Genomic DNA, 22,453 nt, shown 5'->3' with positions numbered 1-22,453 from the left:
GCGCGGGCCGCCGCAGCAGACACACTGGGCTGCCGGTCTTGGCAAATTGCCGGCTAGATATTCTCGCGGGTGTATATTTCAAAGGGCAAGATGGTGGTGAAGTTGCCGTTCTCATTCGGGGCGGAGACGGCGCGCACCATGCCGGCGAGGGCTTCCTGCGCGATGCGGGCGAGTGGATGTGAGATGAGGAAGGTCAGCGTGCCGTCTAACAGCGCTGTGCGGGTCACGTCCATCAACTCGTAGCCGACGACGACCAGTTTGCCGGCCCGACCGGTTGACCGAAGCGCTGCGATCGCGCCGGTGATGCCGCCACCGGCGATGTAGAGGCCAGAAATATCCGGATTGTCGGCGAGCAGCTTCTCCGTCATCTCCTGCGCTATGGCTCTGGATTCGAAGGTCAGCACCGGCTCGAGCAGGGTGAAGCCCGGCGCGTGCTCGCGGAAATAGGAGCGGAAGCCGCTCTCGTTCATTTCCTGGCACCGGTAGCGGTGATTGCCAACGAGGATGCCGAGCTTTCCGGGCTCGCGGCAGACGTGTTCGAACACCCAGGCGGCTGTGCGCCCGACCTTCCAGTTGTCCAGGCCGATATAGTGAATCTCCCCGGTCGCCGATATCTGCGAGATAAGCGCAAAGACCGGCACGTTGCGGGCCTGCAGCGCCTCGACCGCCTGGACGACAAGCGGGTGGACCGCGGCGACCACGCCCAGGGCGTCGCATTCCCCGCCCAGCGCCAGCATGCGCGACGCAATGTTCTGCGGCGACAGGTCGTCGAGAAATTCCGTCCGCACCTCGATTTCGCAGTCGCCGACTGCTTCCGCCGCCAGACTCAGCGCCGAGGCCACGTTGTGATAGAAGGCGCGGCCGGGCTGATGCAGCAGGAAGCCGAACCTGTAGCGCGGCCGGGCGGCCGCGACGCGACTTCTGAGCGCGCCCATGCCGTAGAAGCCGACCTGCTCCGCCGCCAGCCTTACGCGCTCGCGTGTACCTTGCCGGACGACGCCCGAGCCGCTCAGCACCCGGTTGACAGTGGCCACGGAGACCTTCGCCTCGATCGCCACATCCTTGATCGTTGGACGCTTGCGCTGATCCATTCTATCTCATCCATACATTATAATGATACAAAAGTATCACAAATAAGGCCGTTCTGATACGAATGATACAAAAAAATTGGAATAAACGTTCTACTATTGATTCATTTTGGATCAAGATGTTTATCAGTCAAGAAGCAAGCAAGGCGGACGCGCCGCCAGCCGATGGATAACAGCTCCACAGATGCGTTCCGGCCTCCGGTATGGCGGGGCGAGGCTGCGCATGCGGGCTATCCTTGCCGGCGCTGCCCAGTGGAGGTTCTGGCATGGACGATCTCAAATACGGCGTGCGGGACAAGCGCGGAGACTGGAAGCCGAGCGGGCGCCTCGAGATAGCGCCGTTCTGGAGCTGGCCTCCGAAGCTGCCGAAGGTCCTGGCATGGCTGCCGGGCTACATCTGGCCGTGGAATGCCTTCCACATGGCCACCGCACTTCTCTACTGGTTCTACATCGTCCCCGACGTCGAGACGATGAAGACGATCAGCTGGGGCTGGGCGCTATGGCTTTATGCCGTCAATGCCGCGGCGATCTTCGTCTTCTACGGCATTTTCGAGCTGCGCTACTACGTCCAGCGCGCCCAGGCGACGCGCTTCAAATACAACCACAAATTCCCAGGCGACACGCCTTCGGATGTCTTCTGGTTCCAGAGCCAGAACCTGGACAACTTCCTGCGCTCTTTTTTCATCACGATCCCGCTATGGACTGTGGTCGAAGTCATCTTCCTGTGGTGCTTTGCCAATGGCTACGTGCCGTGGGTCGGCTGGCAGGACCACCCTGTCTATCTCGCAGCGCTGGTGCTGATCGCGCCCGCCATCCACGAGGTGCACTTCTTCTTCATCCACCGGCTGATCCACTGGGCCCCGCTCTATCGCTGGATCCACTCGGTCCATCACAATTCGATCAATCCCTCTCCCTGGTCATCGCTGTCGATGCATCCGGTGGAAGGCTTCCTCTATCATGCCGTCGCCTTCTGGCACCTGGTCATCCCGTCCAATCCGATTGTTGCGCTGTTCCAGCTGCATGTCGCCGGCTTCGGAGCGGTCAACGGCCATCTCGGTTTCGAAAAGCTGGAGCTGACTGAGGATACGGCCCTCTCAAGCGAAGCCTATGCCCACTACCTGCACCACAAATATTTCGAGGTGAACTACGGCGGCGAGGGGCTGATCCCGCTCGATAAATGGTTCGGCACTTGGCACGACGGCACCAAGGAGGGCGACGCCCTGATGGACGCCCGGTTCCGGAAAAAGCGGGAGCGCGTGAACGCCAGGGCGGCGAGCCACTGACGCGACACAAGGCGCGCAACCGGGAGGGAGGCGGCGCGCTCGAGATTTTCTAAAACCCCGTCTGAAGACGGCAAATGGGAGGAGAAAGATATGAAGCGTATCACCAAACTCTTGTCGGCGATCGTGCTGGCCGGCGTGGCTGCGACAGCCGCTACGTCCGCCATGGCGGAGTCCAAGGGAGCGAAGATCTTCGTCATCGGCGGCAAGGCCGATGATCCGTTCTGGTCGATCGTCAAGCGCGGAGCAGAGGACGCCGGCAAGGTCGTCGAGGCGCAGGGCGGCTCGGTGACGTGGCTCGGGCCGCAGAACTATGACAATCTCGGCGCCGATGCGGCTGACCTGATCCGGACCGCGATCTCGCAGCATGCGGACGCCATCGTCGGCCCGGACTGGGTGCCTGAATCCATGGACGAAGCCTTCAAGGCTGTGGTGGCGGCCGGCATCCCGCTCATTATCTACAATGCTGGTGGTCTCGACGCGGCCGACCGGCTTGGCGCCATGAACTACATCGGCAGCGACGACTACAAGGCGGGCTTTGCCGGCGGCGAGTATTTCGGGAACCACGACCTGAAGAACGTGGTCTGCGTTAATACCCTTCCTGGTGCTGCCAACCTTCGTGCGCAATGTGCGGGCCTGCTTGCCGGTATCGCCAAGCATGGCGGCAAGGGCGTCGAATTGCCCCTGCCGATGAGCAGCTTCGGCAACCCGACCGCAGTAGCACAGGCCCTCAAGGCGCATCTGCTGCAGAACCCGGACGTCGTCGGTGTGTACACGATCGGCAATGTCGACGCCAACAGCGCTGCAAACGGTATCATGCAGGCGGGCTTGAGCGACAAGGTCAAGCTCGGCGGCGTCAACATGGACCAGACTATCCTGGCCAACATCAAATCCGGATCGCAGTTGTTCACCATCGACCAGCAAGGCTACCTTCAGGGTTACCTGGCGGTGTCGATCCTGAACGGTCACGTCAACTATGGTCTGACCGTTCCGACACGCGAGATACTGACCGGCCCCGGCGTCGTCGATGCATCGAACGTCGATGCGACGATGGCGGGCGTGCAGGCTGGCGCGCGATAGCATCAGTCGCAAACGCTTCGCAATCGATGTGTCCGGCCTGAAAGCAAGGCCGACGGCCGGGCATATTCTCGCAGTGAGTACTGCGCCGCAGTGTGAGCAGCGCGTCTCAAAGAAACGCCGGGGATTCCCAATGAATTCAATGGTCGAAATTCAAACAGCTGCCAAGGCTGGGTCAACCCCCAACCTTTGGTCGTCAATCGGCATTCTCATGCGTCGCCCTGAAGTGGGATCTTTTCTGGGTATGGTGGCGGTCTTCGCGTTCTTCGCCATTTTCGGCGGCGCCAATTTCGTAACCGCGGGTGGCACGGCGAGTTGGCTGAACGTTGCATCCGAGATCGGGATCGTGGCGCTTCCGGTCGGACTCCTGATGATCGCGGGCGAACTGGATATCTCCATCGGCTCGGTCATCCCGGCGGCATCGATGACCGTCGCGACTATTTCGGGCTACTATGATCTTCCGATCATGGTCGGTGTTCTTGCCGCGCTGGGCCTCGGACTGCTCGTGGGCTTCATCAATGGGGTTCTCGTCATTCGAACGGCCGTGCCGTCGCTGATCGTCACGCTCGGCAGCCTCTTTGCCGTGGCAGGGCTAACGCTCGGCGTCGCCATCATTCTGACCGGCAGCACCGGCGTCGCGATCCGGGCCGACCCGTTGGCCAAGGCCATTTTGGGGCAATTTGTCGGCGGAATGTTCCAGGTCACCATTTTCTGGTGGCTAGGCGCCGCTATCATCGTCGGCTACCTGCTGCACTTCTCGCGATACGGCAACTGGATCCTCGCACTGGGCGGCGACAAGGTAAGCGCGCGCAACGCCGGGATACCCACCGACAGGGTGATCACCCTGTTGTTCATGGGCAGCGGCCTGTGCGCGGCATTCGTCGGCGTGTCGCAGGCGCTCCTGTACAACAGCGCTCAGGTTTCGACCGGCCAGTCATTCATCTTCAACTCGATAATATCGGTGGTCATCGGCGGCGTGCTGCTTACAGGCGGCTTCGGTTCCGTGGTGGGTATCGTTTTCGGAACAATCACCTTTGCCATTGTCAACCAGGGCATCTTCTACACCGGCTTCGATGCAAATTGGGCGAGCCTTATCATCGGTGTCCTGCTGCTGGCGGCAGTCCTCATGAACAACACGTTCCGCAAGATGGCGTTGACTTACACGCCGAAGAAGAAGTGAGGACGATCACTATGGCCGAACCAATTCTGCAGCTGTCGAACGTCAACAAGTCTTTCGGGCCTATTGATGTGCTCCACGACATCTCCCTTGCTGTTAAGGCCGGCGAGGTCCTCTGTTTGCTCGGCGACAATGGCGCCGGCAAGTCGACCCTGATCAAGATCCTTTCCGGCGTCCACCAACCGACTTCGGGTACGATCTTGATGGATGGTGAGCCGATCCAGTTCGCGAGCCCTCGCTATGCCAGCGATCTCGGCATTTCGACGGTCCATCAGTTCGGCGGAGCGTTTCCTCTGATGAGCATCGGGCGATCGTTCTTCGTGGGCGTTGAGCCGACAAGGAAATGGGGACCATTCAGCATCTACGATCGCAGGAAGGCGAATGAAATTGCCGTCAAAGCGGTCCAGGAGTTTGGCATAACGCGGATCGACGACGGCGACCGCCTCGTGGGCGGTCTGTCCGGCGGCGAACGCCAGTCGTTGGCCATTGCCCGTGCCGTCCATTTCGGTGCCCGGGTCCTGATCCTCGACGAACCGACCGCGGCGCTCGGCGTCAAGGAAGCAGCCCATGTGCTGAGGATCGTGCTCGAGGCGCGCAAGCGTGGCCTTGCAGTGATTTTCATCACCCACCAGGTCATTCACGCCCTGACCGTAGGCGATCATTTTGCTGTCCTCATCAGGGGTGCCCTGGCAGCCGATTTCCGCAAGGGCGAAAAGACTCGCGAGGAAATCACCGATCTTATGGCTGGCGGCGAAGCGATGGCGGAGCTCGAAGCCGAAATCGAATCGTATCAGTCGGCGCATGAAGGGCGCGCACCACCTGTTGCCGATTTGCGGTAGACAGCGCCCGACGAGGATCTCGGAAGTTGCCCACCTCCACAGGGGCATCTTCTGACCCGGCCGGCGGAATGAGCTGCTCCGCCGGCCGGTTTCTGCCAGAAACCAGAGAGAGAAAATCATGACTGTTCGCATCGCTGTAATCGGCGCCGGAATCATGGGCGCGGATCATGCGCGCATTGTTGCCGGCGATTTGCCCGGGGCCGTTCTGCAGGTGGTTTGCGACCCGTCGCAAGAGCGCGCCCGGACCCTGGCCGACGAATGCGGCGCAAAGGATGTTGCATCCGATGCGCTTGCGACGATTGCACGTTCCGACGTCGACGCCGCCCTGATCGCGAGCCCGGACGAAACTCACGCGTCGCTGACGCTGGCTGCCATTTGGGCCGGAAAACCCGTTCTCTGCGAGAAACCGCTGGCACCCAGTTCGGCCGATTGCATGCGTGTCATCCAGGCGGAAATGAAGGCCGGTCGACCGTTCGTGCAGATCGGCTTCATGCGTCGCTTCGATCCTGCCTATGCGGAGATGAAGGCGTTGCTCAGCGATGGCACCCTCGGCCAGGCAGTCATCATGCACAATTTCCACCGCAACGTCTCGGCGCCGGCAAACTTCACCGGGCTGATGGCGATCACCAATTCGGCGCCGCACGAATTCGACGTGGCGCGGTTCGTCCTCGACACCGACTATTCTTCGATCTCGGTCTTCCAGCCCGCAGGGGTCGACGCTTCACGGACCGGTGCGCCGGTCTTCATGGTGCTGGAAACATCTGGCGGCCAGCTGGTGAATATCGAGATCAACAACAATGCAGCCTATGGTTATGACGTACGCGGTGAGTTGGTGGGCGAGAAAGGCTCGGTCTTTCTGGGCGCGCCGGTCCACTCCCGCATCAATATCGAACTCCAGTCGCTGGAGCGCTACGCCCCCGATTGGCGTCCTCGTTTTGCCGAAGCCTACCGGCTACAGAACAAGGCTTGGCTCAAGTTCGTCGAGACGGGTGTGCCCTCGCCGATCGCAGCCAATGCGTGGGATGGCTACTGTGCGACGCTGACCGCCGAGGCCGGCGTAAAGGCGCTCTCCGAAGGCGGCAAAGTGGTCGTCGAATGCGCCGAAAAGCCTTCATTCTATCATCGCTAGGGAAAGCATCATGAAACTGGGTTTTGTATCCGACAGCCTTGGCAGTCGTACGTTTGAAGAGTTGTTGGACGAGGCGGTGCGTCTCGGTGTCGATGGTGTCGAGATTAACACCGGCGGATGGTCGACGGCACCGCATTTCGACCTGGCCAGGATGAAGTCCAGCGCAGGCGCCCGAACGGAATTTCGCAACGCCTTTGCGGACCGCGGCCTCGACGTGATCAGCCTGAATGCCAATGGAAACCCGCTGCACCCGACCGAGCCTGCCCAGGCAGAGTGCCTGAAGGACACGATCCGCCTCGCTGGCGAAATGGGCATCAAGACCGTCTGCACCATGTCGGGTTTGCCGGCCGGGAGTGCCGAGGACAGGATGCCGAACTGGGTCGTTTCGTCCTGGCCACCGGAGACCCAGTCGATCCTGCGCTATCAGTGGACTGACGTGCTCATTCCGTTCTGGGAAGAAATCACAGCGCTGGCGAGCGAAAGCGGCGTAGAACGCATCGCGCTCGAACTTCACGGCAACCAGTGCGTGTACAATGTGCCATCGCTGCTGAGGCTACGCCAGGCAGTCGGACCTCTCGTCGGTGCCAACCTCGATCCCTCGCACCTGTTCTGGATGGGTGCCGATCCGCTCGTCGCGGCCGAGGCCCTCGGCGGGGCGCTGTTCCACGTTCATGCCAAGGACACGATGCTGAACGCGCCAGTCCAGGCAACGACCAGTCTTCTGGAAAACGGCAGCCTGATGGACATCCCGGCACGTTCCTGGAGCTACATCACGCTCGGATTCGGCCACGGCGAGGAATGGTGGCGCAAGTTCTGCTACCGGCTGAAAATGGCCGGCTACGACGGCTGGCTGTCGATCGAGCATGAGGATGTCATGCTCAACAGTCTCGAAGGGCTGGAGAAGTCGGTTTCGCTCCTCAAAGACGTCATGCCTACCACGGCGAGCGACTACAAACCGCAAGAAATCTGAGGAAGAAAGATGACTGAATGGATCGACGCCTGCTCGGCAGACGACATCGAGAACGAAGACCTGATCCGCTTCGATCATGATGGCCGGACCTTCGCCATTTATCGCAGTCCCGATGACGAATTCTTTTGCACCGATGGCCTGTGCACCCACGAAAAGGTGCATCTGAGTGGCGGCCTGGTCATGCAGTACAGGATCGAATGCCCGAAGCATAATGGCGTGTTCGATTACCGGACCGGCGAAGCGCTGCGCGCACCGGTCTGCGTGAACCTGAAAACCTACAACACCAAGGTCGAGGACGGCCGCGTGTATGTTGAGATCTGAAATGGCTGGTACCTTTGTCCTTGCGGCCTGCGCCGAGCGACCGGCACAGGCGAGATCGACTACAGGGGCATCGCCCTGCACTGAAGGGCATGGGCTACCGCGGGCCGGTGGGGATGGAGGCGTTTGCCTCCGGCGATCCCGAGGTGGCGCTAGGCCTTCCGCGAAGCTTCACAGTCTGAGGGAACAAGAATGGTCACCAAGAGCACCCGACCCACCGTCGCCGACATACGCGCCATGAAAGGCCGTGCACAAAAGATATCCATGCTTTACGTCACTACCATCGAAGAGGCGGCGGCAGCGGACGCGGCCGGCGTCGACATGCTTTCGATCGAGGGCCGCTTCTTCTCGCCCGAGATGCGCGAGGCGGCCGGCCGATGCTTCGTTCAGGTCGGGCTCCCCTACGGCCCTGCCGGCGATCTGGCGACAGCCAAGGATTATCTCAAAGCCGCCTATCACTTCATGCGGCTGGGCGGCGATTGCTTCTATTGCGCCGCCTCACTCGATATCCAGAAGGCGCTCTGCGACAACGCGGTCCCGATCGTCGCCCACGTCGGTTTGATCCCTTCGCAATGCACCTGGACCGGCGGGTTCAAGGCCGTCGGCAGGACGGCTGAGAGCGCGCGCGTCGTGTGGGACCATGTGAAACGCCTGGAGGCCATTGGCTGCTTCGGCGCGGAGTTGGAGGTGGTGCCCGACCGGATCGGCGAACTGATCACCAGGAGTACGCCGATGATCATGCTCGGCATGGGTGCCGGACCGCACGCCGACGCGCAGTACCTTTTCAGCGAGGACGTGCTCGGCCACACCGCTGGCCACAAGCCGCGCCACGCGATAACCTATCGCAACTTCGCCGCCGAATATGAACGGTTGCAGCGCGAGCGCATCGCCGCCTATCGCGAGTTCATCTCCGACGTGCAAACCAGCGCCTATCCCGAGCCGCAGCACGTGGGCCCCATCACCGACGAAGAGCTTTCTGCATTCAAGGCGGGTCTGGGCCTCTAGACTGGCGAATTCCCCAACCCGGACCGAGCTCCGTCTCAGGTGAAAGACTTGCGCGCGGCGTACTCAGCCGGTCCGGTTAGCCGACGAACTGGCGGGCGAGGACCAGCACAGCGGCGCCGGCCAAAAACATCGCCATAAGCCCGCCGCGCAGCGAGACCAGCCCGGCGACGATCAATGCCGCCCATTCCGCCGGCCCGGCGCCAAGTGCTGCCGGCGCCACCAGCGTCGTCAGCACCGCGGCAGGCACGGCGTTCAGCCCGGCCTCGACGCGCGGATGGATGTTTTCGAAGCGCGAGATCACCAGATGGCCGCCGATGCGGGTCAGATAGGTCGCAATCGCACCGGCGATGATGATCCACAGGGTTGTGCTCATGGCCGCGCCTCAACACCGCTATGGTGCGGCGGCAGGATGACCGCGAGCAGCACGCCGGCCACGGCGCCAATCGAGACGTGCCAGGGCGAGCCTACCGTCTTGTAGGCGATGATGGAGGCGGCAGCACTGGCGACGACCACCGGCAGCCACAGCGGCCGTTTGCGAAAGCCCATGACCAGTCCGAGAAAATAGATCGGCAGCAGGAAGTCGATGCCCAGCGCATGTGTGTCAGGAATGAGCCTCCCGAACACCGCGCCAAGCGCGCTTTCGGTCACCCAGAACACATAGACCGGCAGGCCAAGCCCCATATACCAGGCGAAGCCGACCGTCTCGCCAGTCTCCGCCTTGCGCTCAGCCACTGCGAACTGCGGATCGGTGAGCAGAAAATAGCCGACGGCCTGCTGCACCGGCGGCCAGTGCGCGATGCGCCGGCCGATACCGGCGGAATAAAGCACATGGCGGAAATTCACGGCGAAGATCGACAGCACGATCAGCCATGGCGCGACATGCTGCCCGAATAATTCGATGCCGACCATCTGGCTGGCGCCGCCGAAAACCATGGCGCTCATCAGGAAGGCTTCAAGCACCGAAAAACCGTTGTCGACGGCAAGCGCCCCGAACAGCAGTCCAAATGGCGCCGCCGCCACCACGACGGGCAAGCTGAGCCGCACGCCTTGCCAGAAATCGCTTTTTGCGCGGTTTTCGGAGATTGCTTCCGCCGACATCAGCCACTCCTTAGAGCGCCGCTCGTCCTTTTGGACGAGCCAAGGACGCTCTAACACTTTGAATCCACCGAGCGCCGCTCGTCCTTTTGGACGAGCAAAGGACGCTCTAACATTTTGACTCCACGCGTCGGGCCATCCGAAAATCGATCCCGATTTTCCGGCCGATGCGGGGGAAAGAGCGTATGTAGGGAGCGCCGTCAGCCTTGTCACACCAATTCGCTTGAGCCAACGATCAGCGGAAATGATCCGTCGTCGCAGGTTCAGGCGTGTGCATTCGGCCAGGTGTTCAGTCCACCGGGACCTTGGCTTCGATCGCCCTGCCCCAGTCGAGCAGCGGTTTTGCCCGCAAGGCGAAATCGACAAGCTCGTCGACCAATGCCGGCCCATGGATTCCCGCAGGGTCGATTTCGTGCCGGACAGCGAAATGCCGGTTGCGGATGGCCGCCGCGAGATCGGCCTCCGTGACATGCTCGAAGCCGCGTGGCGCTCGCTTCATGCAGCCTTCCGCATCGAGTTCGAGACGGTTTTGCTTCAGCGCCTTGATCAGCGCCCGGAATTCTCCCGGCCGCGTCGCGATGGCGTTGCGCATCGCCAGCAACAGCGGCGGCCCGGGCTGCCACCAGGCAACGCCGGCAAAGCAGCGCTCAAGCCCGATATGGACGAAGAACACGCCCTGTTCCATCTTGGTGCCGTCAGGCGAGAGGATTGCCGACAGATGCCGGTTGTAGGGCCGCTTGTCCCTGGCGAAACGCACGTCGCGATTGATCCGGAACAACGACTTCTTGCGATCGCCGCGCAAACCCAGCCCTACCGCCGCGAAGCGCTCGGAGAGCGTTTCGACCAGATCGCCGAAGGGGTCGCGCAGCTCGCCTTCGAAGAGGTCGCGGTTTTCCAGAAACCACTCCCGGCTCTGATGAAAATCGAGCGCTTTGAGGAAGGGAATGGCCTTTTGGCCGAAACCGCTAAATGCCACCGTCACGCCTTGCCGATCCGCGCCAACCACGCATCCTCATCGATCACTTCGATGCCGAATTTGGTCGCATCTTTCAGCTTGGAACCGGCGCCTGGGCCTGCCACCACGAGATCGGTCGTCGCAGAGACTGAGCCGGCGACCTTCGCGCCGAGACGTTCAGCCATCGCCTTGGCCTCGGGGCGTGTCATCTTTTCCAGCGTGCCTGTAAACACGATCGTCTTGCCGGCGACCGCGCTGCCGGCTGAGACGTTCACAATGTACGGCTTCGGGTGGACCTGCGCGAGCAAGGCTTCAAGCACGTCGTCGTTGCGTTCATTGCCGAAGAAATCGCGAAGCGCGCCTATCACCGTGTCGCCGATGCCATTGATCGATGGAAAAACCGTGTGTGGATCGGCCGCCGCCGCAGTCTCCTTGCCGATGCGGATCAACTCCTCAATGGTTGAGAAGGTTCGGGCAAGTACAGCGGCCGTGGTTTCGCCGATATGGCGGATACCCAGCGCAAAAATAAAACGATCGAGTTCCGGTTCGCGGCGAGCGTCGATGGCGGCGAACAGCTTGTCGAGACCTTCGTAGTTGCGTTCCTCGACACCACGCACATTCTTGCGCGTCTTGCCCGATGCGGCCTCGCGCTGCCTGGCCTGCTCCTCGCGCCGCTCAGCCAGCGCCTTGGTCACGGCGGGACGGCGATCCTTGAGAGTAAAGATATCGGCGGCTGTTTTGATCAAGCCCGCATTGAAGAACAGGTCTATGTTTTCGGCGCCCAGGCCTTCGATATCCATGGCGCCACGTGACACGAAGTGGCGCAATCCTTCCACGGCCTGCGCGGGACAGATCAGTTCGCCGGTGCAGCGTCGGCGGGAATCTTCCTTGCCGGTCTTTTCGTTGATCTCGCGCGTTGCGGGTGAGCCGCAGATCGGACAGGTGTGCGGGAATTCGTAGGGCACGGCATCAGCCGGGCGCTTGTCGATAACGATGCTGACGATCTGCGGAATGACGTCGCCCGCCCGCTGGATGACGACTGTGTCGCCAATACGCACGTCACAGCCGTCGCGGATTGGCTGGCCGTTGCTGTCCAGACCCTTGATGTAGTCTTCATTGTGCAGCGTGACATTTTCGACCACCACGCCGCCAACGGTGACGGGCGCAAGCCGTGCAACGGGCGCCAGAGTGCCGGTGCGGCCGACCTGAATGTCGATCCTGAGCACGGTCGTCATTGCCTGTTCGGCAGGAAATTTATGAGCGATGGCCCAGCGTGGTTCGCCAGTGGCGAAACCCCATCTGCGCTGCAATTCCAACTGGTCCACCTTGTAGACGACGCCGTCGATGTCGTAGCCGAGCGACGAGCGCTGGGCCTCGATCAGGTGATAGTGCGCGACCAGTTCGTCGACCGACTTCGCCCGCACCATCAGCGGACTGATCTTGAACCCCCACTCAGCGAATTTTTGCACTGAATCGTATTGAGTCGGAGCGGGATCCTCTGACGTATAGCCCCAGGCGTAGGCCAAGAACTTGAGGTTGCGGCTGGCGGTAACGGACGGATCCTTCTGACGCAGGGATCCGGCCGCCGTATTGCGCGGATTGACATAGTCCTGGCCGCCAACCGCCGCCGACCGTTCCTTCAAAGCCTCGAACTCCGCATAGGTCATATAGACCTCACCCCGTATCTCGATCACATCAGGCCAGCCCGAGCCTTTCAGGTGCTTGGGGATGTCGGCGATTGTCCTGAGATTGGCGGTGATGTCCTCCCCGACGGCGCCGTCACCGCGCGTTGCTCCCTGCACGAACACACCGCCTTCATAACGCAGCGAAGCCGATAGCCCGTCGATCTTCGGCTCAGCCGTGAACGCAATGTCCAAATCCTTGTCGCGGTTAAAGAAGCGCCGGCCGCGTTCGATGAAGTCGGTGACATCTTGGTCGGTATAGGCCTTCGCAAGACTGAGCATCGGCACTGCATGGCGCACCTTGGCAAAGCCTTCCGCCGGTGGCGCGCCCACTCGGCGCGATGGCGAATCCTCTAGCACCAAAGCGGGGAAGCGCTGTTCGATGGCAAGGTTGCGCTGCGTTAGCGCGTCATATTCCGCGTCCGTTATAATCGGTGCGTCCTCGGTATGGTAGCGCCGGTCGTGCTCGGCGAGCTCCGCCGCCAGCCGCCTTAGCTCGCTTGCGGCTTCACTTTCGCTGAGCGAATCAACTGGTTTTTCGGCCATGCATTGCTCCCTTCCCGGTGGCGCGACACCATAGAACAGGATTTTCCCATGAGGGAGAGACCGGGTACCAGAAAATCATTCCTGAACAGCGGGATGGAGCCACATCCTGACTCGATTCACAACGCCGAGCATGAGCTCCGCAAATGCATGTCGCGCAAAAGTGCGCAGCGGTTTTGCGATAACGACATGCATAAAAACAACAAGCTAAAGCGCGTCGCATGAATCCGTTCAAATGCGATGCGCTTTAGGCCGCGGTGTTTTCGCGAAGCAGCCGCTCGGCCGCGGCACGCGCCTCGTCGGTGATGGTCGCCCCGGCAAGCATCCGCGCGATCTCTTCCTGGCGCGCCGCCCGGTCCATCTCGGCGATGCCGGTGGCGACGCGATCGGCGCTGCCGGATTTGGAGATCAGGAAATGCGTTGCCGCGCGTGCCGCCACTTGTGGTGCGTGCGTGACGGAAAGCACCTGCACGCGCTTCGACAGCCGCGCCAGCCTTTGGCCGATGGCGTCCGCCACCGCGCCGCCAACGCCGGTGTCGATTTCATCGAAGACCAGGGTCGGCGCCGAGCCGCGGTCGGCCAGCGCCACCTTCAGCGCCAGCAGGAACCGCGAAAGTTCGCCACCGGAGGCGACTTTCATCATCGGGCCTGGCCTTGTGCCGGGATTGGTGCGCACCCAGAACTCGACCTGATCGATGCCGTCTTCCATGCGGCTCTCGGCCTCGCTTGCCATCTCGACGATGAAGGCTGCCCGTTCGAGCTTCAGCGCCGGCAGTTCGGCCATCACCGCCTTGGTCAATCCGACCGCCGCCGCATGGCGAAGCGACGAAAGCTGTGCCGCGGCAATGTCATAGGTCTCGCGCGCCGCGGCGGCTTGCTTTTCCAGCCCGTGCAGGCGCTCCTCGCCGGCGTCGAGATCGGCGAGGTCGGCCACCATCGTGTCGCGCAATTGCGCCAGATCGTCGACCGCAACACTGTGCTTGCGTGAGGCGGCGCGCAGCGAAAACAGCCGCTCCTCGGCCTGTTCCAGCCGCCGCGGATCGTATTCGGTGGCGCGAAGTGCCGCTTCCACGCCCGATTGCGCCGCGTCGAGCGACAGCATCGCCTCATCGAGCGATTTGACCACGTCGTCGAGCAGGCCGGGCGCCTCGCTCACCTTGCGCTGCAGCCGCCGCAACAGGCTGGCGAGTTGCGGCAGAGGCGAGGACGGGCCCGAGAGCACATCTTGCGCATCGTGGATTTCCGAGGCGATCTTTTCCGCCCGCATCATCGAGGCGCGCAGCTCGGCAAGGTCGGCTTCCTCGCCGAGCTGGGGGTCGAGCTTCGTCAATTCGGCGACCGCGGCGCGCAGATAGTCGGCCTCACGGGCCGCCGCTTCCACCTTGGCGCGGTGTCGCGAAAGCTCCTGTTCGCAGGCCCGCCAGTACCGCCACGCCTCGCCGGTCGCCCGCACAGCGCCGAGATGACCGCCAAAACTGTCGAGCAATTCGCGGTGGGCGCCGGGATCTACCAGCGCACGCTCGTCATGCTGGCCGTGGATCTCGACCAGCGCGTGACCGACGTCGCGCATCAGTGTCACGCTGGAAGGCTGGTCGTTTACGAAGACGCGGGTACGGCCATCCGCCGTCTGCACGCGGCGCAGGATGATGTCGCCATCGTCCTCGATGGCGTTGTCGGCAAGCAGCATGCGGGCAGGATGGTTGCGCGGCACGTCGAACACGGCGATGACCTGGCCCTGTGCCGCACCATGCCGCACCAGCGAGGCGTCACCGCGGGCACCAAGCGCCAGCGACAGCGCGTCGAGCAGGATGGATTTTCCAGCGCCGGTTTCGCCGGTCAGCACCGAAAGACCGGACGCGAAATCGATGTCCAGCTTCTCGATCAGAACGATATCGCGGATCGACAGTCTGGAAAGCATGGTTGCGCGCCGCTCAGGCGCCGGTGATCAGCTTCCCGGCCTTGGCGATCCACGACCCGGCATTCTCGCGCGGCTCGAGCCCACCAGTCTGCAGGAGCTTGTAGGAATCCTTGTACCACACGCTGTCGGGATAGTTGGTGCCGAGCACCGCAGCGGCAGTCTGCGCTTCCGACGTCAGCCCCATCGCGTAATAGGTTTCGGTGAGGCGCGCGAGCGCTTCCTCGACATGGCGCGTGTTGGAATAGGTCTCCACCACGACGCGGAACCGCTTGACGGCGGCGATGTATTCACGGCGCTCGAGATAATAGCGGCCGATCTGCATCTCCTTGCCGGCGAGTTGGTCGTTGGCGAAGCGGATCTTTTCCTTGGCGTCGTCGACATATTCGGAATCGGGCCACCGCGTCACCAGATCCTGCATCGTCTGCACGGTCTGACGCGCTTCCTTCTGGTCCTGGGTGACATCCCTGATTTGCCGGTAGTAGCTCAGCCCGATGATGTACTGGGCATAGGCAGCGTCGTCGGTCGACGGATAGAGCGTGAGATAGCGCTTGGCCGAACCGATCGCCTCGGTATAGTTGCCCTGGCGATAATCGGCAAAGGCGCCCATCACCATCGATTTGCGGGCGTATTCGGAATAGGGATGCTGGCGGTCGACTGCACTGAATTTGCGGCTCGCCTCCTGCAGGCGCCCGGCATTCAGATTGGCGAGGCCCTGATTGTAGAGAACGTCTGCCGGCTCGGTCTGCTCGACATAGGTCGACAGGTCGACATCCTTTTCGGACGACATGCAGGCCGACAGGAACAGCGATGGAACAACCATCGAAAGCGCCAGGAGAACAGCCCGATGCGGCGCTTTCGATTGACCAATTCGCTTGAAGAACATGATTGGATTCCGCCCTTTCGGCGTCATTTCAGTCGACATTTCGCCCTGGGGCAGCAGGCATAACCATAATCGCCGTGCCCGGCAACGCTATCTCCGGCCATTCGCACATTTTTGTGGCAGCCTGACGCAGCCCGCACACTTGCGTGATTTCGCCGGCCGATGGTGCATTCATGCAACACGGGCCGGCGGCCATAAAACTCGAAAAACGTTAAGAATCAGATCATCCAGGGCGCGTAGACAGGTGCATAGACGGCGCTCTTTTCGACGGTGCGACCGCGCTCGCGGCGTGTCGTCTCGACGATCTCGAACGCCGAACGGTCCGACAAAAGGCGGCGCAGCGCTGCCGCATTCAGCCTGTGGCCGCCGCGATAGGAACGGAAGCAGCCAATGAACCGGGCGCCGGCCAGCGCCAGATCGCCCATGGCGTCCATCGTCTTGTGGCGCACGAACTCGTTGGGATAGCGCAAGCCTCCGATGTTGATCACGCGGTTGTCGTCGCCGATCACCAGGGAGTTTTCCAGCGAGGAGCCGAGCGCATAGCCGGCTGCCCACAGCCGCTCGACGTCCTTCATGAAACCAAAGGTACGGGCCCGCGCGATATCGCGGCGAAAAATGTCGGCGTTCATGTCGGATGCGAAGAGCTGACGGCCGATCGCCGGGCTTTCGAAATCGATCTCGATTTCGAAGCGCGTGCCGTCATAGGGCCTGAACTCCGCCCAGGAGGCACCGTTCTCGATGCGAACCGGCTTGACCACCCGGATGTAGCGACGCTTGACCGGCAGCTTATCGATGCCCGCCTGGTCGATGGCCTCCACGAACGCCATGGCGCTGCCGTCGAGGATCGGAACCTCACAGCCGTCGATCTCGATGACGACATTGTCGATGCCGAGCCCGAAAACCGTGGCCATCAGATGTTCGACGGTGGCGATGTGCTCGCCTGCCGGATCGCCGAGCATGGTGCAGAGATCGGTGGCGCCGACCTCGGAGACGAGCGCACGGAATTCCCGGGCTTCGCTTCCATTCGAAAGCTGGAACACGACACCCGTATCAGCGTCTGCCGGCAGGAAATGGACGGTAACGGAATTGCCGCTGTGAACGCCGGTGCCGGTCAGCGTCGCACGCGATTTAAGTGTCGTCTGATGGTCGTGCAAAACAAACCCCATAGCCCATACTGCCTTCGTCCGCTTCACTAGCCCAAGGGCGCGGCTCTTTAATCGGCAGGCAGGGCCACTTCCCCGAATCCCAGCAAACCGAAATTGATCGAGGCGAAGATAGTGGTCCGGCAGGAAGTCTCCAAATCACGGTTTCTTACTCTCTGTAACCGCAATCCGAAGCGGATACGGTCTCGCAACTCCCTGTTTTACAAGTACTTTTGACGTTAACAGGCAAACAATTTCTTGTCTGCCTGTTAACAACTGTTACGGACCGTTAACAGGTCAGTTGGCCTGGCGGCGCAGGAATGCCGGAATCTCCAGCTGATCGTCCTCCTGGACAGCCCTGCTCTGCGGCGTCAGCCGGCCCTGGTCGTCCAACTGGCCGCGGCGTGGCGCGTAAAGCTGCGGATCCTGGCTGGCAAGGCGGCGCACTTCGGGTGCCGCCTGGCGCAGTTTCGGCTCGCGCGGCTGCGCCGGCTGTAGCCGTGCAGGCTCTTCTTCGCGGCGGGTAAGGCCGTTGGTCAGGCGCTTGAGCAGTCCCATCGGTCCGCTGTTCTCGTGGTCGGCCGGACGGCTTTTGGCTTCCACCTCGGCTTTCACCACCGGCGGAAAGTCCTCGACGCGCGGCATGCGCTGGGGCGCTGCCGGCTGAAGCACTTCACGCTGCGGCGCGGGCTGCATCGCTTGCTGAACTATTGGCTGCAGCATCGGCTGCGGCTGGGCCGGCGGCGCCTGGAATATCTTGCTTTGCGGGCGGAAATCTTCCGCCTGGGAGGCCGGCGCGGGACGCGCCATCGCCGCCGCATTCGCCTCGGCGAGCTGGATTGCCTCGGCTACAGGATCGGCGGCGCGCGGCTCGTAGCCTCCCTGCTGGACAGGCGCCGGACGGCTTTCCGTGACCGGAGCGGCCGGGCGGCTGACCGGCTTTGGCGGAGCCGTGCGGATGGCGATCGGCGCGGCAGCGATTTCTGCTGCCGATTTGTCGATGCCGGTAGCGACCACCGAGACGCGGATGACGCCTTCGAGATCCTCGTCGAACGTCGCACCCAGGATGATGTTAGCTTCCTGGTCGACCTCCTCGCGAATTCGGGTCGCCGCCTCGTCGACTTCGAACAGGGTCAGGTCGCGGCCGCCGGTGATCGAGATCAACAGCCCCTTGGCGCCCTTCATCGAGGTCTCGTCGAGCAGCGGGTTGGCGATCGCGGCTTCGGCGGCGGCCATGGCGCGACCCTCGCCGGAAGCTTCGCCCGTCCCCATCATCGCCTTGCCCATCTCGCGCATGACCGAGCGGACGTCGGCGAAGTCGAGGTTGATCAGCCCTTCCTTGACCATCAGGTCGGTGATGCAGGCGACGCCGGAATAGAGCACCTGGTCGGCCATGGCGAAAGCGTCGGCGAAGGTCGTCTTGTCATTGGCCAGCCGGAACAGGTTCTGGTTGGGGATGACGATGAGGGTATCAACGCATTTCTGCAATTCCTCGATGCCCAGATCCGCCGTCTTCATGCGGCGCTGGCCTTCGAAATGGAACGGCTTGGTGACGACGCCGACGGTGAGAATGCCCTTCTCACGCGCGGCACGCGCAACGACAGGGGCGGCCCCGGTGCCGGTGCCGCCACCCATGCCGGCAGTGACGAAGCACATATGGGTGTTGGAAAGATGATCGACGATCTCGTCGATGCATTCCTCCGCCGCGGCGCGTCCGACTTCCGGTTGCGATCCCGCACCCAGGCCCTCGGTGACATGCGCGCCGAGCTGGATCAGGCGATCCGCCTTGGACATGGTCAGCGCCTGCGCATCGGTATTGGCCACCACGAATTCGACGCCGCGCAAGCCAGCGGTAATCATGTTGTTGACGGCATTGCCGCCGCCGCCGCCGACACCGAACACGGTGATACGCGGCTTCAGCTCGGTGATGTCCGGCTTCTGCAGATTGATGGTCATTGTCTCCGTCCTTTGCCTTTCCCGCCGCTTCGCCGCTGCGGCCGCCTATGGGGCTGTCCCCGTCAATTTAAAAACTGTCTCTCAACCACTGACTCATTCGATGCAGTTTTCCGCCTGTTCCGGTCATCCTGAGACCAGAAATTCCTTTCGCCGGATGGCTCTCGAAATTCGCCATCTGCGGGTAGATCAGAAGCCCGACCGGCGTCGAGAAAGCCGGCCCCTTGGCCGCCTCCGGCAGGCCCGCTACACCGAGCGGCCGGCCGATGCGCACATTGCGTCCGAGAATGCGGCGCGCTGCCTCGGGCAGGCCGGAAAGCTGGCTGGCGCCGCCGGTCAGCACGACGCGCTTGCCTACGGCGTTGCCGTAGCCGGACCTGTTCAGCCGGTCGCGCAACAGTTCGAGCGTCTCGTCGATGCGCGCCCGGATGATGCGCGTCATCACCGAACGCGGGATCTGAAGCGGCACCTCGCCATCCTCGCCGATCGGCTGTATCGAGACCAGGTCGCGGTCGTCGGCACTGCCGGGCAGCGCCGAGCCATGCATCACTTTCAGCCTCTCGGCGGCGTCGAGCGAGGTTGACAGGCCCTTGGCCATGTCCAGCGTGACGTGGTTGCCACCGATGGCGATGGCGTCGCCATGAACGAACTTGCCTTCCGAAAACATCGAGATCGTCGTGGTGCCGCCGCCCATGTCGATGCAGGCTGCGCCCATCTCGAGTTCGTCGTCGACCAGTGCGGCAAGCCCGCTGGCATAAGGCGTCGCCACCATGCGCTCGACCGACAGGTGCGAACGGTTGATGCAAAGCTCCAGATTGCGCAACGGTGCCGCGTCACCCGTCAGCACGTGCATGTCGACGCCGAGCTGGTCGCCGACCATGCCGCGCGGATCACGCACGCCGCGCTCGGCGTCCAGCGAAAAGCCGACAGGAAGCGAATGGATCACCTCGCGCTCGGCCCGCAGCGCCTGCTTGGCGCCGGCGGCAAGCACGCGCTTGATGTCGGCCTCGTCGGCCTCGTGGCCGCCAAGGTTGATGGTTGCCGAGAAGCTTTCGCTCTTCAGCCGGCCGGCCGTCATGTTGACGATCAGCGAATCAACGGTCAGCCCGGCCATGCGCTCGGCGGCGTCGACGGCAAGGCGGATGGCGTGCTCGGCCCTGTCGAGATCGATGACGACACCCGATTTCACGCCTTGCGATTTCTGGTGGCCGATGCCGATCACCTGTATGCGATGCGAGCGCCCGCGCAGCAGCATGCCGTCCTCGCGCGGCTTGAGCTTGGCCACCACGCAGCAGACCTTGCTCGAGCCGACATCCAGCACCGTCATGATGCCGGACCGGCGCGACGAGGCGTCGCTGTTGCCGCCAAGCCAGCTCATATCTTCGTCTCCGGCTTGCGCTTCGGCATTTTCGGCTTTTCATTGAGCGCGGCCTGACGCTGCGTCGCCGCCTCCGGCGTCAACTGGACGACGAGGCGATCGGAAAGGCGCATGTCGACGCCGGCGATATCGCGCGTCAGCAGCCCGTTCTCTCGGTCCATCCTGACCAGATCGGCGATCGCCTGGTCCTCGCCATCCTCGGGAAGCTTGACCGTGATGCCGTTTTCCAGCTTCAGGTCCCAACGCCGTTCGCCGATGCGGATATAGCCTTTGATCCGTGCGGCAAACTCTGGATATTTCTTGATCCTGGCCAGGAAATCCGGCGCCTTGGCCGGCGCGCCGGTGCCCACAATCAGGGGCAGCAGCGACTGCTTGCCGCCGGAGAATGGCGCGATCACGGCGCCGGACCGCTCGATGACGGAAAGCTCGCTGCCCTGCTGCCAGAGCGCAAAAGGCTCACGCTCCTCGATGCGCACCTCCAGCGTGTGCGGATAGACCTTGCGCACCGCCGCAACCTCGACCCAGGGCAGCGTGGCGATGCGTTCCCGCGCGGCTTCGGCATCGAAGCCGATCAGCGACGTCCAGCCATCAAGCTGCATCCTGTCGAGAATATCGATCTCGGAGGTTGCGCGGTTGCCGACGACCTTGATCTGGTCGACGGCAAAGCCGGTGCGGGCAGTGATGCCCTGGACGATACCGTCGACATGTCCGCCGAGATAGGCGCCATAGGCACTGCCCGATACGAGCAGCGCCGCCGACAGCATGGCTGCGGAAAACGGCGGCACCTCGAAGTCGCCCTCGCCCAGGCGCGCCAGCATGCGCGCCGGCCGGCGAAGCAGACGCGGCAGCACGAAATGGTCGAACGACAACGACACACCGAACAGCGTCGGCCCAGCCGCGCCCTTCCCCTTGCCCTGTCCCCACCTCAACGCAGACACGAAGCGTCCTCCACCATCCAACTCAACAAATCGCCGAACGAGTGTCCCGACTGCGCGGCGATTTCAGGCACCAAGGATGTCGGCGTCATGCCCGGCTGAGTGTTGATCTCGAGCCAGACAATTTCGCCGTTCTCGGAGTGTCGATCATCATAACGGAAGTCCGATCGGGAAACGCCCCGGCAGCCGATAGCTTGGTGAGCCTTGAGCGTCAGTGTCTGTATTTTTTGGTAAATATTCGGTGAAATTTTTGCAGGGCATTCGTGTTTTGATCCGCCCGCGACGTATTTTGAATCATAGTCGTAGAAGGAATGGCCGGTCGGGATGATCTCGCAGACGCCGAGCGCCACATCGCCCATCACCGCGCAGGTCAACTCCCGCCCGTGAACATAGCGCTCCACCATGACGGTATCGCCATACTTCCAGTCGGACGAACCGATGACCTGCGACGGATGCGACTGCCCTTCGTGCACGATGACGACACCGAAGCTCGACCCCTCATTGACCGGCTTGACGACGTAGGGCGGCTTCATCGGGTGCTTGTTCTGGATGGCGAAGCGATTGACCACCTTCGATTCGGCGACCGGAATGCCGACAGACCTGGCGATCTTCTTGGCTTGCTCCTTGTTCATGGCAAGCGCCGAGGCGAGCACGCCGGAATGGGTGTAGGGGATGGCAAGATATTCGAGGATGCCCTGGATGGTGCCGTCCTCGCCGAAAGGACCATGCAGCGCATTGAAGGCAACATCAGGCTTGAGCTCAGCCAGCACCGATCCAACATCGCGCGAGACGTCGACGCGAGTGACCTGGTAGCCTTCCGTCTCGAGCGCATCAGCACAGGCTTTCCCCGAAGACAAGGACACGGGCCGCTCGGACGAGAATCCACCCAGGAGGACGGCCACGTGCTTGCTTTTCATTTCCCGTCATTCCCTCTCACGGCGGGCCCTTTCACGGCGGGTCTGCATCTCACACGCCCCGGATAAGGGCCATACACTCGAACGCTCGGAGCAGCCCCTGCTCTGATGATTTCTGCAACATCGAGTCCCCTAGTCTCCCGGCAGGCTGCCCCTGACGGAAAAACGCTGGTGA

The 22,453-nt window shown here is 62.3% G+C and carries 20 protein-coding genes and 1 pseudogene; 9 read left to right on the top strand and 12 right to left on the bottom strand.

Going from position 1 to position 22,453, the window contains the following annotated elements:
• Positions 1–53 precede the first annotated feature (53 nt).
• Positions 54–1,091 (bottom strand): LacI family DNA-binding transcriptional regulator, encoded by a 1,038-nt coding sequence (locus NMG80_RS31740; RefSeq protein WP_254021777.1) that lies wholly within the window; start codon positions 1,089–1,091, stop codon positions 54–56.
• A gap of 263 nt (positions 1,092–1,354) precedes the next feature.
• Between NMG80_RS31740 and NMG80_RS31735 the strand changes: the two genes are divergently transcribed.
• From NMG80_RS31735 to NMG80_RS31695, 9 genes and pseudogenes are all read left to right on the top strand, one after another.
• Entirely contained in the window at positions 1,355–2,371 is a 1,017-nt protein-coding gene (locus NMG80_RS31735; protein WP_254021776.1) for a sterol desaturase family protein, read from the top strand.
• Positions 2,372–2,461: 90 nt separating this feature from the next.
• Positions 2,462–3,448 carry a sugar ABC transporter substrate-binding protein gene (locus tag NMG80_RS31730; protein WP_254021775.1) on the top strand — a complete coding sequence of 329 codons (987 nt, stop codon included), beginning with the start codon at positions 2,462–2,464 and terminating at the stop codon, positions 3,446–3,448.
• Between the two features lie 139 nt (positions 3,449–3,587).
• On the top strand, positions 3,588–4,625 hold the full coding sequence (locus tag NMG80_RS31725; RefSeq protein WP_254021969.1) for an ABC transporter permease: 1,038 nt from the start codon (positions 3,588–3,590) through the stop codon (positions 4,623–4,625).
• Between the two features lie 11 nt (positions 4,626–4,636).
• A complete protein-coding gene (locus tag NMG80_RS31720) occupies positions 4,637–5,461 on the top strand; it encodes an ATP-binding cassette domain-containing protein (RefSeq protein WP_254021968.1) in 825 nt (274 codons plus the stop codon).
• Positions 5,462–5,579: 118 nt separating this feature from the next.
• A complete protein-coding gene (locus NMG80_RS31715; protein WP_254021774.1) occupies positions 5,580–6,590 on the top strand; it encodes a Gfo/Idh/MocA family oxidoreductase in 1,011 nt (336 codons plus the stop codon).
• 10 nt (positions 6,591–6,600) lie between these two features.
• Positions 6,601–7,560, top strand: coding sequence for a sugar phosphate isomerase/epimerase family protein (locus tag NMG80_RS31710; RefSeq protein WP_254021773.1), 960 nt, complete (start codon positions 6,601–6,603; stop codon positions 7,558–7,560).
• A gap of 9 nt (positions 7,561–7,569) precedes the next feature.
• The gene (locus NMG80_RS31705) at positions 7,570–7,881 is read left to right on the top strand and encodes a MocE family 2Fe-2S type ferredoxin (protein WP_254021772.1); all 312 of its coding nucleotides are present in this window, start codon (positions 7,570–7,572) and stop codon (positions 7,879–7,881) included.
• Between the two features lie 30 nt (positions 7,882–7,911).
• Positions 7,912–8,060 (top strand): annotated as a pseudogene (locus NMG80_RS31700) (hydroxypyruvate isomerase); the annotation flags it as partial.
• Positions 8,061–8,070: 10 nt separating this feature from the next.
• A complete protein-coding gene (locus NMG80_RS31695) occupies positions 8,071–8,883 on the top strand; it encodes a 3-methyl-2-oxobutanoate hydroxymethyltransferase (RefSeq protein ID WP_254021771.1) in 813 nt (270 codons plus the stop codon).
• Positions 8,884–8,959: 76 nt separating this feature from the next.
• Here the strand turns inward: NMG80_RS31695 and NMG80_RS31690 are convergent, their stop codons facing one another.
• From NMG80_RS31690 to NMG80_RS31640, 11 genes are all read right to left on the bottom strand, one after another.
• On the bottom strand, positions 8,960–9,256 hold the full coding sequence (locus tag NMG80_RS31690; protein WP_077383210.1) for an AzlD family protein: 297 nt from the start codon (positions 9,254–9,256) through the stop codon (positions 8,960–8,962).
• The gene (locus NMG80_RS31685; RefSeq protein WP_254021770.1) at positions 9,253–9,981 is read right to left on the bottom strand and encodes an AzlC family ABC transporter permease; all 729 of its coding nucleotides are present in this window, start codon (positions 9,979–9,981) and stop codon (positions 9,253–9,255) included. The genes NMG80_RS31690 and NMG80_RS31685 overlap by 4 nt, the downstream gene beginning before the upstream one ends.
• A 286-nt stretch (positions 9,982–10,267) precedes the next feature.
• On the bottom strand, positions 10,268–10,960 hold the full coding sequence (locus tag NMG80_RS31680) for a DUF2461 domain-containing protein (protein WP_254021769.1): 693 nt from the start codon (positions 10,958–10,960) through the stop codon (positions 10,268–10,270).
• Positions 10,957–13,161 (bottom strand): NAD-dependent DNA ligase LigA, encoded by a 2,205-nt coding sequence (gene ligA, locus NMG80_RS31675; RefSeq protein ID WP_254021768.1) that lies wholly within the window; start codon positions 13,159–13,161, stop codon positions 10,957–10,959. Before ligA ends, NMG80_RS31680 begins: the two co-directional genes overlap by 4 nt.
• A gap of 244 nt (positions 13,162–13,405) precedes the next feature.
• The gene (gene recN / locus NMG80_RS31670; protein WP_254021767.1) at positions 13,406–15,076 is read right to left on the bottom strand and encodes a DNA repair protein RecN; all 1,671 of its coding nucleotides are present in this window, start codon (positions 15,074–15,076) and stop codon (positions 13,406–13,408) included.
• Positions 15,077–15,089: 13 nt separating this feature from the next.
• Positions 15,090–15,959, bottom strand: a complete 870-nt coding sequence (locus NMG80_RS31665) for an outer membrane protein assembly factor BamD (protein ID WP_254021766.1) — start codon at positions 15,957–15,959, stop codon at positions 15,090–15,092.
• 215 nt (positions 15,960–16,174) lie between these two features.
• Entirely contained in the window at positions 16,175–17,122 is a 948-nt protein-coding gene (lpxC, locus tag NMG80_RS31660) for a UDP-3-O-acyl-N-acetylglucosamine deacetylase (RefSeq protein ID WP_254021765.1), read from the bottom strand.
• A 273-nt stretch (positions 17,123–17,395) separates the two neighbouring features.
• Entirely contained in the window at positions 17,396–19,054 is a 1,659-nt protein-coding gene (ftsZ, locus tag NMG80_RS31655; protein ID WP_254021764.1) for a cell division protein FtsZ, read from the bottom strand.
• Positions 19,055–19,121: 67 nt separating this feature from the next.
• Entirely contained in the window at positions 19,122–20,429 is a 1,308-nt protein-coding gene (gene ftsA, locus NMG80_RS31650) for a cell division protein FtsA (RefSeq protein ID WP_254021763.1), read from the bottom strand.
• The gene (locus NMG80_RS31645) at positions 20,426–21,367 is read right to left on the bottom strand and encodes a cell division protein FtsQ/DivIB (protein ID WP_254021762.1); all 942 of its coding nucleotides are present in this window, start codon (positions 21,365–21,367) and stop codon (positions 20,426–20,428) included. The genes ftsA and NMG80_RS31645 overlap by 4 nt, the downstream gene beginning before the upstream one ends.
• Positions 21,355–22,281 carry a D-alanine--D-alanine ligase gene (locus tag NMG80_RS31640; RefSeq protein ID WP_254021761.1) on the bottom strand — a complete coding sequence of 309 codons (927 nt, stop codon included), beginning with the start codon at positions 22,279–22,281 and terminating at the stop codon, positions 21,355–21,357. The genes NMG80_RS31645 and NMG80_RS31640 overlap by 13 nt, the downstream gene beginning before the upstream one ends.
• Between the last annotated feature and the right edge of the window lie 172 nt (positions 22,282–22,453).

This window comes from Mesorhizobium escarrei, from assembly GCF_935825525.1.
Classification (GTDB): Bacteria; Pseudomonadota; Alphaproteobacteria; order Rhizobiales; family Rhizobiaceae; genus Mesorhizobium; species Mesorhizobium escarrei.
Note: the sequence above shows the minus strand (reverse complement) of the source record. Positions and strands in the feature narration are given on the sequence as shown.